This is a genomic window from Castellaniella sp. MT123 (genome assembly GCF_039614765.1).
Taxonomy (GTDB): domain Bacteria; phylum Pseudomonadota; class Gammaproteobacteria; order Burkholderiales; family Burkholderiaceae_B; genus Castellaniella.
In genome coordinates this window covers 178264-195041 of record NZ_CP154879.1, presented here as the reverse complement: position 1 = coordinate 195041, position 16778 = coordinate 178264, and the positions used below count along the sequence as shown (strand labels likewise).

15 protein-coding genes are annotated in these 16778 nt (G+C 65.1%); 11 read left to right on the top strand and 4 right to left on the bottom strand.

Translation table 11 applies throughout. The annotated features are described in order from the left end of the window. Positions 1–7 precede the first annotated feature (7 nt). Both ABCV34_RS00900 and ABCV34_RS00895 read left to right on the top strand, forming a co-directional pair. Positions 8–1759: a glycosyltransferase gene (locus tag ABCV34_RS00900; RefSeq protein ID WP_345797371.1), complete on the top strand. Its 1752-nt coding sequence runs from the start codon at positions 8–10 to the stop codon at positions 1757–1759. Beyond that, complete coding sequence (locus ABCV34_RS00895; RefSeq protein ID WP_345797370.1) at positions 1756–3162, top strand: MATE family efflux transporter; 1407 nt, start codon at positions 1756–1758, stop codon at positions 3160–3162. Before ABCV34_RS00900 ends, ABCV34_RS00895 begins: the two co-directional genes overlap by 4 nt. Positions 3163–3191: 29 nt before the next feature. Here ABCV34_RS00895 and ABCV34_RS00890 read toward each other — a convergent pair whose 3' ends face one another. The 4 genes from ABCV34_RS00890 to ABCV34_RS00875 all read right to left on the bottom strand — a co-directional run bounded on the left by ABCV34_RS00890 (position 3192) and on the right by ABCV34_RS00875 (position 7926). Further along, positions 3192–4433, bottom strand: coding sequence for a glycine betaine/L-proline ABC transporter ATP-binding protein (locus ABCV34_RS00890; RefSeq protein WP_345797369.1), 1242 nt, complete (start codon positions 4431–4433; stop codon positions 3192–3194). Between the two features lies 1 nt (position 4434). Next, the gene (locus ABCV34_RS00885; protein WP_345797368.1) at positions 4435–5286 is read right to left on the bottom strand and encodes a proline/glycine betaine ABC transporter permease; all 852 of its coding nucleotides are present in this window, start codon (positions 5284–5286) and stop codon (positions 4435–4437) included. A gap of 9 nt (positions 5287–5295) precedes the next feature. Beyond that, positions 5296–6351, bottom strand: coding sequence for an ABC transporter substrate-binding protein (locus ABCV34_RS00880; RefSeq protein WP_345797367.1), 1056 nt, complete (start codon positions 6349–6351; stop codon positions 5296–5298). Positions 6352–6666: 315 nt separating this feature from the next. Beyond that, a complete protein-coding gene (locus ABCV34_RS00875; protein ID WP_345797365.1) occupies positions 6667–7926 on the bottom strand; it encodes a class I SAM-dependent methyltransferase in 1260 nt (419 codons plus the stop codon). Positions 7927–8220: 294 nt separating this feature from the next. Between ABCV34_RS00875 and rpmB the strand changes: the two genes are divergently transcribed. The 9 genes from rpmB to ABCV34_RS00830 all read left to right on the top strand — a co-directional run bounded on the left by rpmB (position 8221) and on the right by ABCV34_RS00830 (position 16758). Then, positions 8221–8457 carry a 50S ribosomal protein L28 gene (gene rpmB, locus ABCV34_RS00870; protein ID WP_345797362.1) on the top strand — a complete coding sequence of 79 codons (237 nt, stop codon included), beginning with the start codon at positions 8221–8223 and terminating at the stop codon, positions 8455–8457. Between the two features lie 19 nt (positions 8458–8476). After that, positions 8477–8644, top strand: coding sequence for a 50S ribosomal protein L33 (gene rpmG / locus ABCV34_RS00865; protein WP_345797360.1), 168 nt, complete (start codon positions 8477–8479; stop codon positions 8642–8644). A 235-nt stretch (positions 8645–8879) separates the two neighbouring features. Next, positions 8880–11531 (top strand): leucine--tRNA ligase, encoded by a 2652-nt coding sequence (gene leuS / locus ABCV34_RS00860; protein WP_345797359.1) that lies wholly within the window; start codon positions 8880–8882, stop codon positions 11529–11531. A 5-nt stretch (positions 11532–11536) separates the two neighbouring features. Next, positions 11537–12169: an LPS assembly lipoprotein LptE gene (lptE, locus tag ABCV34_RS00855; protein WP_345797358.1), complete on the top strand. Its 633-nt coding sequence runs from the start codon at positions 11537–11539 to the stop codon at positions 12167–12169. Then, positions 12169–13221 (top strand): DNA polymerase III subunit delta, encoded by a 1053-nt coding sequence (holA, locus tag ABCV34_RS00850; protein ID WP_345797356.1) that lies wholly within the window; start codon positions 12169–12171, stop codon positions 13219–13221. Before lptE ends, holA begins: the two co-directional genes overlap by 1 nt. 27 nt (positions 13222–13248) lie before the next feature. Further along, positions 13249–14514: a glutamate-5-semialdehyde dehydrogenase gene (locus tag ABCV34_RS00845; protein ID WP_345797354.1), complete on the top strand. Its 1266-nt coding sequence runs from the start codon at positions 13249–13251 to the stop codon at positions 14512–14514. Between the two features lie 2 nt (positions 14515–14516). Continuing rightward, positions 14517–14933 carry a CopD family protein gene (locus ABCV34_RS00840; RefSeq protein WP_345797353.1) on the top strand — a complete coding sequence of 139 codons (417 nt, stop codon included), beginning with the start codon at positions 14517–14519 and terminating at the stop codon, positions 14931–14933. 5 nt (positions 14934–14938) lie between these two features. Further along, entirely contained in the window at positions 14939–16441 is a 1503-nt protein-coding gene (locus ABCV34_RS00835; protein ID WP_345797352.1) for a THUMP domain-containing protein, read from the top strand. Positions 16442–16569: 128 nt separating this feature from the next. Continuing rightward, complete coding sequence (locus ABCV34_RS00830) at positions 16570–16758, top strand: hypothetical protein (protein ID WP_345797351.1); 189 nt, start codon at positions 16570–16572, stop codon at positions 16756–16758. Positions 16759–16778: the final 20 nt, after the last annotated feature.

Genomic DNA, 16778 nt, shown 5'->3' with positions numbered 1-16778 from the left:
CTGCTCCGTGCACTCCGACGATCCGCAATCCACGCCTGCCCGGCTGACGGCCACGGCGGCTGCGAAACTGCCCCGCCTGTTCCTGCTGACGGTCGGGCTGGTCTACATCCTGTCCGGCCTGTTCTATCGGGACCCCTGGAAAACCGACGACGTCACCGGCCTGGCCACCATGCTGACCGCCCTGTCGGGCGAGGCCCATGCCTGGCTGCTGCCACAGGTCGGGCATCTGGCGCAGTCCCAGGACGGCCCCCTGGTCACCTGGGTGGGGGCCATCTCGATCTGGGCGCTGCGCCCCCTGCTGGAGGTCTTCTTCACCCCGTTGAACGCGGCCATCATCGCGTCGCGCATCCCCAACATCCTGTGGTTCGCGATCCTGACCAGTTCGATCTGGTACGGCACCTATCTGCTGGGCCGACGCGACGAAGCCCAGCCCCTGGCCCTGCCCTTTGGCGGCGAGCCCAGCGAACGCGATTACGGCCGCATGCTGGCCGACGCCGCCCTGCTGCTGATCGTCGCCACGGTCGGCATCATCTGGCGCATGCACGAAACCTCCGAAGTCCCCGCCGTCATCGCCTGCCAGGCACTGGCGTTCTACGCGGTCGCTCGGATGCTGGATCACCCGGTCTCGGGCGCCATCACCCTGGGCGTGGCGGTCGGCGCGGCGTTCCTGGCGCGCGGCTGGCTCGGCTGCCTGCCCCTGATGCTGGGGATCCTGATCATCTTCGGGCAAAACGGCACGCTTGCCAGCGAGCGCAAATGGCTGGCCGTCAGCGCGCTGATTGCCGCCACCCTGATGCTGCTCTGGTGGATACCCGCCCGCACGTTCGGCCCCTACTGGACCGAAAGCTGGCTGCTCTGGACACGGCACGCCTTCAGCTGGCCCAGCGCACGCGCCTGGCTGAGCATCTTCCGCGACCTGCCCTGGTTCCTGTGGCCGACCTGGCCGCTGGCCCTGCTGGCGCTGTGGCGCTGGCGCGGCTGGTTCCGGGCGCCGCACATGCGCATCCCGCTGGGGTTCGCCCTCGGCGCGCTCATCATCCTGCTGGCCAGCGCGGATCCCTTCGAACCCGAATACAGCACGTTGGCCGTCCCCTGCGCCGTGTTGGCGACCTTCGCGCTACCCACCCTGCGGCGCGGTGTGGTCAATACGCTGGACTGGTTCGCCGTCATGTGCTTCTCGCTGACCGCCGCAACCGTCTGGCTGGGCTGGATCGCCCTGCAGACCGGCTGGCCTACCCAGATCGCCGCCAACATCGCCCGCCAGACCCGGGGCTTCGACGCCCACATCGCCTGGCCCGCGACATCGATCGCGATTCTGGGTTCCATTGCCTGGATCGCCCTGGTGCGCTGGCGCCTGCGCAACCACCCCGCCGGGCTGTGGCGCGGCACGGCGCTGTCGGCGGGCGGTCTGCTGATCAGCTGGCTGCTGCTGGCGACCCTCTGGATGCCTGCATTCGACTACATCCGCAGCTACCGCGACGTGTCCGCCTCGCTGGCTCGCGTCCTGGCGAATGACCGCCAGCCGGGGGAATGCGTCCGCACCCAGGGCCTGGGTAGCGGTCAGCGCGCCTCCTTCCTGGTCTTCAACCAGATCGAGTTCAATTTCGACAGTCAGTGCCCGCTGCTGCTGCAGCAACTCAGCACGCACGACGACGCCGGCGCGTCGCTTCGCCCCGGGTATCAGACCCTCTGGGAAGGCCGCCGGGGGCCGGATCGGCAGGAATACTTCCGCCTCGTGCGCGTGACGCCATCCCCATGACCGCCGTCCCCCGGGTCGCATCCACCCCCTGGCGCACGATCCTGCAACAAGCCTGGCCGATCCTGGTCGGCGCCTGGGCGGGCATCGTCTTTGCCGTGCTGGACACGGCCATGGTGGGACATACCGACGCCATCGACCTGCAGGCCATGGCGCTCGGCGCATCGATCTACATCACGGTCTTCGTGGGGCTGATGGGGGTCGTGCACGCACTGATCCCGATCATCGCTCAGCATTTCGGCGCCCGGCGCCTGAGCGCGGCCGGCCACGCCTGGGGCCAGGGCGTCTGGCTGGCGCTGGGTCTGTCGGTGCTGGGCGGGGCATGCCTGCTGTTTCCCGATGTGTGGTTGTCCCTGTCGGGCAGCATCGAACCCGAAGTCCGGACCCGTGTCGCGGGCTACCTGGTCGCGCTCGCGCTGGCCTTGCCCTCGGCCCTGCTGTTTCGGACGATCTACGCCATGGCCACCGCCATTTCACAGACGCGCGGGGTGATGGCGATCAACCTGGGCAGCATTGTCTTCAAGCTGCTGTTCAACACCTGGTTCATTTTTGGCGGCTTGGGGCTGGCACCCATGGGCGCCGTCGGGGCCGGCGTGGCCACCCTGGTGGTGGACTGGATGATGCTGGCGGCCGGCCTGTGGATGCTTCGCCGCCATCCGGCCTTTCAGACGCTGCGGCCCCGCATCGGCTGGCCCCGCTGGCGCGATCAGAAGGAACTGCTGCGCCTGGGGCTGCCCATGGGTGGGTCCTATCTGATCGAGGTCTGCGCCTTCAGTTTCATGGCCCTGCTGATCGCCCGCGACGGGCTCTATGCCAGCGGTGCGCAGCAGATCCTGGCCAACCTGATCGCCTTATGCTACATGCTGCCCATGTCGCTGAGCCTGTCCACGGCGTCGCTGACCGCGCAGGCGGTGGGTGCGCACCAGTTGGCAACGGCCCGGCGCACCGGGCTGCACGGGATCGCACTGGTAATGGCCGGTGCCGTGCTGACGAACCTGATCCTGATCGGTGCGCAGCGGCCCATCGTGTCCGCTTATACAGACGAGGCCCGTGTCGCCGTGATCGCACTGACCCTGCTGCAGATCGCCCCCTGGTTCCATTTCTGGGACGCCATGCACTGCATCAGCGCCTACATCCTGCGCGCCTACAAGATCGCCCTGGTGCCGCTGATCCTGCAGATCCTGGCCCTGACCGGGGTTGGCCTGATCGGCGGCTGGTGGCTGGGTTACGGTCCGGCGGCCGGCGCGATCGCACCCGTTGCCCGCTGGTTCATGCCCGGCGCCCCAGTGGGCGCGGCCACGATGTGGATCATGGCCATGGCGGGGCTGGCGCTCACGTCCCTGCTGCTGTTTGGCTGGTACGGCCACGTCCTGCGTCGCCAACGGTGGGCAGGCGATCCGGCCTGAGCCGCCCCGCGGATCCACCGGACCGCACGCTACGCCGCATGGACGACCGGGGCGGCAGGCTGTCCGGCGGGAACCACCGTCTCGCCAGGCTCCGGCGTCGTGCCTGGCGTGACCAGTTCGACGACCTTGCTGCGCGAGAGCACGCCGATGAACTCACCCTGGTCCCCCGTGACAGCCACCGGTTCGGGGGTGCGCAGCAAACGCGCCAGGACTTCGTCCAGGCCGGCGGATGCCGGCACCGAGGCCATGTCGCTGAGATATCGGGCAATATCGCGAGCATTGTCCCGCACGGCACGCTCGGCGTCGCAGCGCATCAGCACGCCCGCCAGCCGCTTGCCGTCCAGCACCGCCGCATAATCGTAGTCCCGCGCGATCAGGCGATCCAGCGCATGGGCGGGCTTGCTGCGCATGGTCAGGGTCAGCGGCCGTTCGTTGCAGGCATGCGAAGCATTCAGGACTTTGCCCCGGTTGACATCCTGCAGGAACGATTCGATGTAATCGTTGGCTGGCGCCAGCAGAATGTCCTCGGGCGTGCCTTCCTGGATCAATTCGCCGTCCTTCAGAATCGCGATCCGGTTGCCCAGCCGCAGGGCCTCGTCCAGATCGTGCGTGATGAAAACGATGGTCTTGTTGAGCTTGGCCTGCAGGGCCAGCAGCTGATCCTGCATTTCATGGCGGATCAGCGGATCCAGCGCGGAGAAGGCTTCGTCCATCAACAGGATTTCGGCATCCGTCGCCAAGGCCCGCGCCAGACCCACACGCTGCTGCATGCCGCCCGACAGCTGATGCGGATACTGCGCCTCGAAACCGGACAGGCCGACCTGCTCGAGCCAGTGGCTGGCCCGCTCGTTGCGTTGGGCGCGGCGCACGCCCTGCACAGCCAGGCCGTAGGCAGCATTGTCCAGCACCGACCGATGCGGCAGCAGGCCGAAACGTTGGAACACCATGCTCATCTTTCGCTGACGGAAATGCTCCAGCTCCCTGGGCTTGAGCGCCATCACGTCCACCCCGTCCACCAGGATCTGGCCGGCGCTGGGCTCGATCAGGCGGTTGAAATGCCGGATCAGAGTGGATTTGCCGGAGCCCGAGAGCCCCATGATGACGTGAATGTGGCCTTCCTCGATGGACAGGCTGATGTCCCGCAGGCCCAGGGTATGGCCGCTGCGCTCCAGCAAGGTTTCCTTGGACAGGCCGTCGCGCACCGCCGGCAGCCAGCGATCCGGATGGGGGCCGAAGATCTTGTAGATGTTGCGCACTTCGATCTTGCTCATGTCAGGCCCTCCTGTGCTGACGACGGCCGAACTGCTGTGTGATCCGGTCGAAGATAATCGCCAGCACAACAATCCCCAGACCGGCCAGCAGCCCGCGGCCGACCTGCAGCCGGTTGATGCCCTGCAGGACTTCGTAGCCCAGGCCGCGCACGCCGATCATCGAGGCGATCACCACCATGGCCAGCGCCATCATCGTGGTCTGATTCACGCCGGCCATGATGTTGGGCATCGCCAAGGGCAACTGCACGCCGAACAACTGCCGCGTGCGGCTGGCGCCGAAGGCCCGCGAAGCCTCGAGAACCTCCGCATCGACCAGGCGGATACCCAGATCCGTCAGACGGATCACGGGCGGAACCGCGTAGATCACGGTCGCAAAAAGCGCGGCCAGCTTGCCCAGGTTGAACAGCATCACCACCGGAATCAGGTACACGAAGCTGGGCATGGTCTGCATCACGTCCAGGATCGGCAGCATGACGGTGCGCACCCAACGGAAACTGGCCATGGCAATACCCACCGGGATGCCGATGACCACGGAAAAAACCACCGCCACCAGCATCAGGGACAAGGTCTGCATGGAAGCCTCCCAGAGGCCGATGGCCCCCAGCAGGAACAGCAGCCCGCCCATGGCCAGGCTGAAGCGCCATTGGCGGCTGCCCAGCCAGGCGATGCCCATGACCACCGCCACGATCGCCCACCAGGGCGAGTGGCGCAGCAGGTGATCGGCCCAGATCAGCAGATCGAGCAAGGGCTGCGTGACAGCCCGCAGCACATCGGAATACTGCGTGACCAGCCCATTGACGAAGGCGTCGATGGGCCGTTGCAGATCCCGGGCTGAGATCAGTTCAGGGAACATTCGGCCTCCTTACAGGGCAGCCTTGACCCGATCGCTGACTTCAGCCGGCAACCACTGGGTCCAGATGTCCTGATGGCCCTTCAGGAACCACATGGCGGTCGGCTGGGGTTCGGCCTCGTTCTTTTCCATGTAGGCCATGGTCTGGTTCATGACATCCAGCGGCACTTTGACCTTGGACAGGAAGGCCGTCAGGTGCGGCGCGTCCTGCGTGAACCGGGTCGTCACCGCTGTGAAGACTGGGTTCTCGGGATAGTCCGAAGGCTGGGGATTCTCGCAATTGGGATCGGTCAGGCATTTCTGCCTGGCGGCGTCATAGGGCGGGAGTTCCAGCTTGACCAGATCCATGGACCCGACCAGCGGCGTGGGATACCAGTAGTAGAAGGCCACGTTTTCCTTGCGCTGGTAGGCGGCCGTCAGGGCTGCCTTCTGTGTGGCGCCGGTACCTGGCGAAAACAGGGTAAAGGTCTTGCCGAGGTCCAGAGCCTTGAACAGGTTCGTGCTGACGACCTCGCACCCCCAGCCCGCCGGGCAACCATAGAAACGGCCCTTCGAGGGCTCCTCCGGGTCCTTGAAGTCCTTCCAGTATTTCGGCAGATCGGATGCCTTCTTCAGGCCTGGCAGGCGTTCCGCCGTGTATTTCGGGATGAACCAGGCTTCGCCGCCCATGTAAATATCGCCGATGCGCTTAACGCGGCCGGTGGCCTCGGCCTTCTGCCAGGGCTCCAGCGTGCTGTTCAGCCAGATCTCGCTGTTGATATCCAGATCGCCGCGCTGCAGAGCCGCCAGCGCCGGCAGGGTTTCGGTCGGCAGGACTTCGGAATCGCAGCCGTAGCCGTGTTTGACGATGAAGCGCTCGACTTCGACCAGCACCAGGTTGGATTCCCAGTTCATGCCGCCAAAGCGCATGGGCCGGTCGAGTTCGCATTGCGGGGCCGCGGCGGCCTGTGCGGCGGCGGGGATCAGGGACAATCCCGCCAGCGTTGCCGTCAGGGCCAGGCCCAGGACGGATTTCGACCAGCGGACGGAAGAAGTCGCATTGCGCGACGCGGAAAGGGAAATAGACATTGAAGCCTCCTTTGGGTTACGGAGACGCCGGATGCCAACACGCATCGGCGCCATAGCTTAGGGGAGGGTGTGCGGAAGACGGTGAGGACCGCCAATACATACCAGCACTGCTGGCGCGAAGCACCAGAGACAGATCGTGATGGCACGCCCGAAACAGGCATGACCGCGATCAGATTGGACATAAAAAAACTACAGCAGAACCGCTATTTTACATGCAAGATGCAAGAAAATAAAACCCTTTGTCGAAAATCAGGGATTTTCCCTCCCGGGAACAGAGTCCCGGGAGGGGGCAAAACGCTGGTCTTGAAAGATGATTCAGCGCCCGGCGTAGATGTAGTCCCGCCGCCAGGGATAAGCCTGATCGGACGGGTAATCCAGCTCGTCGGAACGCCCCGCCGGCTGGGCCTGCACGAGAATCTGATGCAGAGAGGTCCAACCATGTTCGAAACCCATGGCGCAACCGGCCAGATAGACGCGATAGGCCCTCAGGGACCGTTCCCCCTGCGGGGTGTTCAGGATGGCCCGGGCCTCGTCCAGCCGGGATTCGAGCGCATCGCTCCAGGCCCACAAGGTGCGGGCATAATGCGGGCGAAGGTTCTCCACATCCAGGTCTTCCAGGCCGGCCTGGGCCATGGCCTGCAACACATAGTGGACATGAGAGAGTTCGCCTCCCGGGAAGATGAATTTCTCGATGAAATCCCCCATGCCGGCGCCCAGCTCTGTGTTGCTGATCCCGCCCGCCGTGATGCCGTGGTTCATGATCAGGCCGCCCGGGCGGATCAGGCGGCGCAGTTTGCTGAAATAACCCACGAGCTGCGCCCGACCGACGTGCTCGAACATGCCGACCGACGCGATCTTGTCGTACGGGCGGGATTCGTCCAGCTTGCGATAGTCCAGCAGGTCCATGCGCACCCGTCCGGTCAGGCCCTTGTCCTGGATCAGTTGGTTCACGTAGGCGTGCTGATGACGGGACAGCGTGACACCGGTCACGTCCACGTCGTAATGTTCGGCGGCCCATAGCATCAAGCCGCCCCAGCCCCCCCCCACGTCCAGAAAACGCTCACCCGGTTGCAGGGCGAGTTTGCGGCAGATGTGGTCGAGTTTGGCTTCCTGGGCCTGGGCGATGGTGTAATCGGGCTCGCGATAATAGGCGCAGGAATACACGCGGCGAGGGTCCAGCCACAGGGCATAGAATTCATCGGACAGGTCGTAGTGGAATTCGATCTGGCGCGCATCCCGGTCCACCGAGTGGCGCCAGACCGACACCAGACGCCGCGCCAGCTCGGTCAGCCAGCCCTGCTGCGCCAGATCCACCGGAGACCCCGGCAGAATACCGGCCGCCAGCCGCATCAGATCACGCATGGAACCGTCGAATTCGAATTTGCCGTCGACATAGTCCTCGCCCAAGGCGCCAACCTCGCCCGACGCGAAGTGATTCAGGACCGAGGCATCGCGGATGCGGAACCTGAGTCGGGGGTCGGTGGGTCCGACCTTTTCGCCATCCGGCAGTTCCATGGAAACCGGAATGGACAGTGATTCAAGTTTGTTCTCGATGATGGATGCGATGGCAGTCAACAGAGCCTCCCTGAGTTCACAAAAATCATAGGGATCCTCTGAATCCGCGGATGACCGCGACGCCAGGACTTATTCAAAGGATCCCGGTTATAGTAGCGCCAATCAACCTTTCAGCAAGCATAGCTTTTCCATATATACTTTCCTGCTCTTCTTCCCGGCAGCGGCCACTCTGCCGTGGCTTCCCAGCCGCATGACAGGTGTCCGTACCGCCAAAACAACAGGACCAGTTTGATTTATCTGGTCTTTTCAGTATAGAATTGCAGGCTTTCCTGATACAGACATAGAGGTGAGACCATGGCACGCGTATGCCAAGTAACCGGCAAAGGCCCGATGGTGGGCAACAACGTCTCGCACGCGAACAACAAAACCAAGCGTCGTTTCCTGCCCAACCTGCAATCGCGCCGGTTTTGGGTCGAATCCGAAAACCGCTGGGTGCGCCTTCGCGTATCCACCAAGGCCCTGCGCACCATCGACAAGAACGGCATCGACGTCGTCCTGGCCGACCTGCGTGCCCGTGGCGAACTGGCCTGATCGGCCTTAGGAGCACATCATGGCAAAAGGTACCCGCGAGAAGATCAAGCTCGAGTCCACCGCCGGCACGGGCCACTTCTACACGACGACGAAAAACAAGCGCAACATGCCGGAAAAGATGCTGATCAAGAAATTTGATCCGGTCGCGCGCAAGCACGTCGACTACAAGGAAACCAAGCTGAAATAATCCGGGATGCCTCTCCCGGACCGTCTCACCGGTTCCCCTGAAATCCCCGCCATCGAGCGGGGATTTTTTTGTCATTTGCGCAGGAAATTCCGGCTCCGCCGGAACCGGGCGAGCCGCACGCCCAGGCGCCACATGACGTGGCCCCGTAAAGAACCGGCCAATCACTGGAAAGATACCATTGCGTCCTATAATGTCCGGCTTGGCCCCTTTCAACCCATCGCACCCAGACAGATCCATGCAGGAACGCTACACACCGAACCAGGTCGAATCCGAAGCCCAGGCCCATTGGCGCGCAGGCGACGTCTACCGCGTCACCGAACACGCCATCGGCAAAGACGGCTCGCCCAAGCCCAAGTTCTACGCCTGCTCGATGCTGCCCTACCCCAGCGGAAAGCTGCATATGGGTCACGTGCGCAACTACACCATCAACGACATGATGACCCGCCAGCTGCGCATGCGCGGGTACAACGTCCTGATGCCCATGGGTTGGGATGCCTTCGGCATGCCCGCAGAAAACGCCGCCATGAAATCCGGCGTGCCCCCCGCGAAATGGACCTACGACAACATCGCTTACATGAAAAAGCAGATGCAGTCGATGGGTCTGGCCATCGACTGGTCGCGCGAGATGTGCGCCTGCGACCCGTCCTACTACAAATGGAACCAGTGGCTGTTCCTGAAGATGCTGGAAAAGGGCATCGCCTACCGCAAGACCCAGGTCGTCAACTGGGACCCGGTCGACCAGACCGTACTCGCCAACGAACAGGTGATCGACGGTCGCGGCTGGCGCTCCGGCGCCCTCGTCGAAAAGCGCGAGATCCCCGGCTACTACCTGCGCATCACCGATTACGCCGGTGAACTGTTCGACACCCTCGAAGACGGCCTGCCCGGCTGGCCGGAACGCGTACGCCTGATGCAGGAAAACTGGATCGGCAAAAGCGAGGGCGTGCGCTTCGCCTTCCGCCACGACATTCGCGATGCCGACGGAACATTGATCCAGGACGGTTTGCTGCACGTCTTCACGACGCGCGCCGACACCATCATGGGGGTGACCTTCTGCGCGGTCGCGCCTGAACATCCCCTGGCCACGCGGGCAGCGCTGGACAACCCCGCGATCGCCGCCTTCATCGAGGCCTGCCGCCAGGGCGGCACCACAGAAGCCGAACTGGCCACCCGCGAAAAAGAAGGCGTACCCACGGGGCTGTTCGTCACCCATCCGCTGACCGGCCAGCCCGTCGAGGTCTGGGTCGGCAATTACGTCCTCATGAGCTACGGCGACGGCGCCGTCATGGGCGTGCCGGCCCACGATGAACGCGATTTCGCCTTTGCCCGCAAATACGGCCTGCCCATCCGCCAGGTGATCACGGCCCAGGGACAGACCTGGTCCGACGACGCCTGGCAAGACTGGTATGGCGACAAACAGATCGGGCGCACCATCAATTCCGGCAAATACGATGGCCTGACGACAGCCGAGGCCGTCCAGGCCGTGGCAGCCGACCTGGCGGCCATGGGGCTGGGCGAACTGCGCACCACCTGGCGCCTGCGCGACTGGGGGATCTCCCGCCAGCGCTATTGGGGCACCCCCATCCCCATCATCCACTGCGCGGATTGCGGGCCGGTACCCGTACCCGAAAAAGACCTGCCCGTGGTACTGCCGGAAGACCTGGTGCCCGACGGCAGCGGCAACCCTCTGGCCAAACATGCCGGTTTCCTGTCCTGCCACTGCCCGTCCTGCGGCAAGCCGGCACGGCGCGAAACCGACACCATGGATACCTTCGTCGATTCGTCCTGGTATTTCATGCGCTACACCTCGCCCGGCAACGACCAGGCGATGGTGGATGCCCGCAACGATTACTGGATGCCGATGGACCAGTACATCGGCGGCATCGAGCACGCCGTGCTGCACCTGCTGTATGCGCGCTTCTGGACCCGCGTCATGCGCGACCTGGGCATGCTGAAGTTCTCCGAGCCCTTCACGAAGCTGCTGTGCCAGGGCATGGTGCTCAACCACATCTATTCACGTAAAAACGAGCGCGGCGGGATCGAATACTTCTGGCCAGAACAGGTCGAAAACCTCACCGACGACAAGGGTGCCATCGTCGGCGCGCGCCTGAAATCGGATGGCTCGACCATCGACTACGGCGGCATCGGCACGATGTCGAAATCGAAAAACAACGGCGTCGACCCCCAATCGCTGATCGACGGCCTAGGCGCGGACACGGCCCGCCTGTTCGTCATGTTCGCCAGCCCCCCGGAACAAACCCTGGAATGGTCGGACTCCGGGGTCGAGGGCGCGCACCGCTTCCTGCGCCGCCTGTGGACCTTCTGCCAGACACAGCAAGACACCCTGCGCAGCCACCTGACGCCATCCACCAATTGGGATGCGTTGGACGAAGCCGCCGCAACGCTGCGCCGCAACATCCATGGTCTGCTGAAGCAGGCCGACTACGATTATCAACGCATCCAGTACAACACGGTGGTATCGACCACCATGAAGATGCTCAACACACTGGAAGCCGCCGCTCAGGCGGGCGTTGGCGGCGCCGCGCTGTCCGAGGCGACCTCCATCCTGCTGCGGGTGCTGTACCCGGTGGTTCCCCACATCACCTGGCAGCTGTGGCGCGATCTGGGATACGCCGATATCCACGGCGATCTGCTTGACGCCCCCTGGCCCGTTGTCGACGACGCCGCGCTGCGGGCCGACACGATCGAACTGGTCCTGCAGATCAACGGCAAGGTCCGCGGCCATATCAGCGTCCCCCAGGATGCCGACAAGCCGGCGATCGAGGCCCTGGCCCAGGCGCACGAAGCCGTCAGCCGGTTCCTCGAAGGTCGCGCTCCCAAGCGCATCGTGGTTGTCCCTGGCCGCCTGGTCAACGTCGTCGGATGAGATCCATGACCTTCCTCATCGCCCATGCCCGCCGCCTGCGCCTGATGCTGGGCCTGGCGTGCCTGCTGGCGCTGGGCGCCTGCGGTTTCCACCTGAAGGGGGCCACTCCGCTGCCCTTTCACAGCATCTATACCAACATCGATCTGGATGCGGAATTCGGCGCGCGCCTGAAGCGCACGGTGCTGGCCAATTCGCCGGACACGCGATTCACCGACCGCCGCACCGATGCGGACGTCTATCTGCATCAGATCACCGAAACGCAGAATCTGCGACAACTGTCCATCGACGCGGAGGGCCGTGTCGAGGAATACGAACTGGATCTGAACTTCAGCTTCGAGCTGCTGGACCGGACCGGACACGTGCTGCTGGCGCCCACGACCCTGCGCAGCGTGCGCGAACTGCCCTACAACGATCGCATCGTCCAGGCCAAGGAAAGCGAAATCACGCGCACCTTCAAGGACATGCGCAACGGCCTGATCGACCAGATCCTGCGTCGCATGAGCGCACCCGACGTCCAGGCAGCCTACCGCAATGCCGCCGACCGGCCGGTCGTGCCGCTGCCCGGCGACACGATCCAACGCTCCGGCCAGAGGAGATCCCCGGCCAGTCCGGCCAGTCCGGGCGGCCTGACCTACTGATGGCCACGCGCGCGCCCGACGCCGATCAGCTCATTGCGCAGCTTGCGTCCGGGCATGCGCTATCCCCCTGCACGGTCCTGTCGGGCGACGAGATTCTGCTGGTCACCGAAGTGGCGGACGCCTATCGCGCAGCCGCGATCCGCCAGGGCTGCGGCGAACGCACCCACCTGGTGATGGATGCCCGCAGCGACTGGAGCACGGCGCTGGCGACGGCACGCAACACATCCCTGTTCGGCGACCTGCGCATGCTGGAAATCAGCCTGCCGACCGGCAAGCCCGGCAAGTCCGGCTCCGATGCCCTGCAGGCGCTTGCATCCATGGCGGGCGACGGATCCCTGCCCGACGTCCGGATCCTGATCCGGCTGCCGCTGCTGGACAAGGCCACGCAGCAGGGAAAGTGGGTGCTCGCCCTCAGAAACAACGCCACCTGGCTGGACGTGCCGACTGTACAACGGGCGGCGCTGCCCGGCTGGATTGCCGGCCGCCTGGGGCGCCAGCAACACACCGCGGATGCCGAGACGTTGGCTTGGCTGACCGACAAAGTTGAAGGCAACCTGCTGGCGGCCCACCAAGAGATCCAGAAGCTGGCCCTGCTGTACCCGGCGGGCCCGCTCAGCCTGGGCCAGGTGCAGGCTGCCGTTCTGAACGTGGCCCGGTACAATCTGTATGATCTACGCGATGCCATGCTGGCGGGTCAGGCAGACCGTGCGCTGACGGTGCTCTCGGGCCTGCGGGGCGAAGGCGAGGCATTACTGCTTGTGCTCTGGGCCGTGGGCGAGGAGATCCGTATCCTGGCACGCCTGAGCGCCGGCACCGACCATGGCCTGGACGCGGCCTTGCGCGCGCAGCGCATCTTCGGCACGCGCGAGCGGCTGATCCGGCAGGCCCTGCACCGGGTACCGGCATCCGCGTGGCCTGCGGCCGTGCGGCATGCCCACGAGATCGATTGCCTCATCAAGGGCATCCCGGTCGATGGACGCCTGCGGGATCCCTGGGACGAGCTGGCCCGACTCGTGCTGCGGGTGGCCGTCGTGGGCACGCGCCGCGCCTGATTCCTGAATTTTTTTGACCGAGCCGTCATGAACGATACCTCCACGGTTTCCTCCTTACAGACCCTGGGCCGACAGGCCCGCGAGGCCGCACGCCAGATGCGCACCGCATCGGGCGCCGCCAAATCGGCAGCCTTGCTGGCCATGGCCGATCAATTGCAAAGCCGCCGGGCCTGGCTGCAAGCCGAAAACGCGCGCGACCTGCAGGCCGCCGCCGAGCGTGGGCTGGAGGCGCCCCTGATGGACCGCCTGCGTCTGTCCGACAAGGCGATCGACACCATGGCAACGGGTCTGGCGCAGATCGCCGCCATGCCCGATCCCGTCGGCAGCCTCAGCGAAACCATCATCCGCCCCAACGGCATGCGCGTGGCGCGCATGCGGGTGCCCCTGGGGGTGATCGGCATCATCTACGAATCCCGCCCCAACGTCACCATCGATGCCGCGGCCCTGTGCCTGAAATCAGGCAATGCCACGATCCTGCGCGGCGGCAGCGAAGCCTTCCACTCGAACCAGGCACTGGGCGCGGTCATTCAGGCCGGCCTGCGGGCCGCTGGTCTGCCGCCCCAGGCCGTCCAGGTCGTGGACACCCCGGACCGCTCGGCGGTCGGCGAGATGATCACCATGACCGACACCATCGACGTCATCATCCCGCGCGGCGGCAAGGGCCTGATCGCCCGCCTGTCGGCCGAATCCCGCGTGCCGCTCATCAAGCACCTGGACGGCAACTGCCACGTTTACGTGGATCGCGCGGCCAACCTGGACCGTGCCCTGGAGATCGCGGTCAACGCCAAGACCTATCGCTGCGGCATCTGCGGCGCGATGGAAACGCTGCTGGTGCACGCGGACGTCGCAAGCCAATGGCTGCCTCGGGCCGAGGCCCGGTTCGCGGAATTGGGCGTGGAACTGCGTGCCTGCCCGCGCGCCGCTGCCCTGCTGCCGGGGTCGATCCCTGCCACCGAGGAAGACTGGGCGACCGAATTCCTGGCCCCGATCCTAGCGGTCCGGGTGGTCGATTCCCTGGACGAAGCCATGGACCACATCGCCCGCTACAGCTCCGAACACACGGAATCGATCGTGACGGAGGACATCGCCGCCGCCCAACGCTTCCAGCGCGAAGTCGATTCCAGCTCGGTCTATGTGAACCTGCCCACTTGTTTTGCGGACGGCTTCGAGTACGGCCTGGGGGCCGAGATCGGAATTTCCACCAACCGCCTGCACGCCCGCGGCCCCGTCGGGCTCGAAGGGCTGACAATCCAGAAATGGGTACTGACCGGCGAAGGCCAGTTGCGGGGTTGACGATGCTGTGGGTCAAGACCTTCCACATCCTGTTCGTCGTGTCCTGGTTCGCGGGCCTGTTCTATCTGCCGCGCATCTACGTCAACCTGGCACAGACCGGCGACCCCGGCACCCGCGCCGTGCTGCTGGGCATGGCCGGGCGCCTCTACCGTTTCATGACGCCACTGGCCATCCTGGCGCTGATCCTGGGCCTCGCGCTATGGCTTGGCTATGGCATCGGCCAGGGCCAGGGCTGGATGCATGCGAAGCTGCTGGCCGTTCTGGCCCTGATCGTCTTTCATCTTGCCTGCCGCCACCATCTGCGGGCCCTCACCACCGGATCCTGCCGGCACGGCCACCGATATTTCCGCTGGTTCAATGAAATCCCGGTCCTGCTGCTGCTGCTCATCCTGATCCTGGTGGTCGTCAAACCATTCTGAATTCCATGACCGATTCCCCCCCCCGCAAGACGCTGAGTCTGACAAAGAAAACTGGAACCGCCGCACCGGCGGAAGGCGAGCGCCGCGCACGCTCGGGCGCCCGCGCCCGCCAGGCAGCCTTGCAGGAACGCGCCCAGCAGGCCCGGCCCGGCGAAAGGGACCAGGCCCCTGCTCCCGGCAGGCCTGCCCGCCCGGACAAGGCAGCCGGCCCCGATCGCTTTGATCGCCCGGATCGCCGGGACAAGCCCGCCCGCGCGCCGCGCGCATCCGGACCGGCGCGCGCGGGGTCGGCCGACGCCCCGGCCGACACTCGCCCGCGCATCCAGCGCCAGCCACGCGCAGCGCGGACCCCACGCAGCGCGGAAACCTTTCACGTCTTCGCCCCCTGCCCGCACGGCCTCGAGGAAGCTCTGGCGCTGGAACTCCAGGCACTGGGCTACGGGGGCGTCCGGTCAGGACGCGCAGGCTGCCACTTCCAGGCCGACTGGCAGGGCGTGCTGCGGGCCAATCTGTACTCACGCCTGGCGACCCGCGTCCTGGTACAAGTCGCCCAGGCCGACATCCACACCGAGGACGACATCCTCGAACTGGCCCGGCAGACCGAATGGGAACGCTGGTTCGGCCCTGAACAATCGCTGCGGGTAGACACCTCAGCCATCGGCAGCCCGATGCGCAGCCTGCAGTACTGCAATCTGCGCGCCAAGGACGGCATCTGCGACCGCCTGCGCGAGCGCGAAGGCGCCCGCCCCGACATCGATACGGTCCGGCCGGACGCCCGCGTCCATCTATTTCTGGATGCCCGGCAGGCCACGCTCTATCTGGACGTCTCCGGCGAGTCGCTGTTCAAGCGCGGCTGGCGCCTGGACAAAGGAGAGGCGCCGCTGCGCGAGAATCTCGCCGCCGGCCTGCTGGCGCTGTCGGGCTGGATGCCCGACACCCCTCTGCTGGATCCGTTCTGCGGCAGTGGCACCATTCTGATCGAAGCGGCCTGGATCGCCCTGGGCGTGCCCCCCGGCATCTGGCGCCCCTTCGGCTTCGAGCGCTTGCGGTCCCACGACGCCAGACTCTGGCGCGACCTGAAGGATGACGCCCGCACCCACATCGCTCCGCGGTTGGAGCAACCCCTGGTGGGCAGCGACATCCAGCCGGCGGCCATCGAGGCGGCCCGCGCCAACGTCGATCGGGCCCACCTGAGCCCGGACACCATCCGCTTCGAGGTCTGCGATGTCCGCCACATGATGCCGCCGGCCGAGTCGGGCTGGATCGTCACCAATCCTCCGTATGGCGAACGTCTGAACGACAGCGAAGCGACCCTATGGTCGGAATGGGCGACGCAGCTCAAGCAGCATTTTGGCGGCTGGCAACTCAACATCATCACCAGCGACCTGGATCTGCCCGGACAGTTGCGCCTGAAGGCCCGGCGCCGCCACCCGCTGCACAATGGCGCCCTGGACTGCCGATTGTTCCAGTTCGACCTGGTGACATCCAGCTACCGTAAGCCCACATGAGGGGTTTTTACGACACTGCAGCGCAGCATGAAAATTGACCGGAGGATACGGCTTGCTTTTGAACTAGGGTAAACCCTATAATAGGGTTAACCCGAGCGAAACGCTCTTTTCAAGCAAAGAGGCTTGCCATGAAAGCGCTGCAAAATTCCGATATCCGCCTGACCGACGCAATGGAACGCCAACTGTTGGCCGAAGCCATCGAGGCGCAGCAGGAATACGCGCTGGATCGCGCCCTGAAGCATCTGTTCCAGACAGCTATCGGCTTCTTCAAGGCCCCGGAATCCCGCGCGCACCACACGGTTCGCACTGCCCACTGATCCTCCGGATCACTTCGGGT

Bases quoted from the DNA above. Each gene is read 5' to 3' on its own strand.
- ABCV34_RS00895 (WP_345797370.1), top strand. From the start codon at position 1,756: ATGACCGCCGTCCCCCGGGTCGCATCCACCCCCTGGCGCACGATCCTG.
- ABCV34_RS00890 (WP_345797369.1), bottom strand. From the start codon at position 4,433: ATGAGCAAGATCGAAGTGCGCAACATCTACAAGATCTTCGGCCCCCAT.
- ABCV34_RS00885 (WP_345797368.1), bottom strand. From the start codon at position 5,286: ATGTTCCCTGAACTGATCTCAGCCCGGGATCTGCAACGGCCCATCGAC.
- ABCV34_RS00880 (WP_345797367.1), bottom strand. From the start codon at position 6,351: ATGTCTATTTCCCTTTCCGCGTCGCGCAATGCGACTTCTTCCGTCCGC.
- rpmB (WP_345797362.1), top strand. From the start codon at position 8,221: ATGGCACGCGTATGCCAAGTAACCGGCAAAGGCCCGATGGTGGGCAAC.
- rpmG (WP_345797360.1), top strand. From the start codon at position 8,477: ATGGCAAAAGGTACCCGCGAGAAGATCAAGCTCGAGTCCACCGCCGGC.
- leuS (WP_345797359.1), top strand. From the start codon at position 8,880: ATGCAGGAACGCTACACACCGAACCAGGTCGAATCCGAAGCCCAGGCC.
- lptE (WP_345797358.1), top strand. From the start codon at position 11,537: ATGACCTTCCTCATCGCCCATGCCCGCCGCCTGCGCCTGATGCTGGGC.
- holA (WP_345797356.1), top strand. From the start codon at position 12,169: ATGGCCACGCGCGCGCCCGACGCCGATCAGCTCATTGCGCAGCTTGCG.
- ABCV34_RS00845 (WP_345797354.1), top strand. From the start codon at position 13,249: ATGAACGATACCTCCACGGTTTCCTCCTTACAGACCCTGGGCCGACAG.
- ABCV34_RS00840 (WP_345797353.1), top strand. From the start codon at position 14,517: ATGCTGTGGGTCAAGACCTTCCACATCCTGTTCGTCGTGTCCTGGTTC.
- ABCV34_RS00835 (WP_345797352.1), top strand. From the start codon at position 14,939: ATGACCGATTCCCCCCCCCGCAAGACGCTGAGTCTGACAAAGAAAACT.
- ABCV34_RS00830 (WP_345797351.1), top strand. From the start codon at position 16,570: ATGAAAGCGCTGCAAAATTCCGATATCCGCCTGACCGACGCAATGGAA.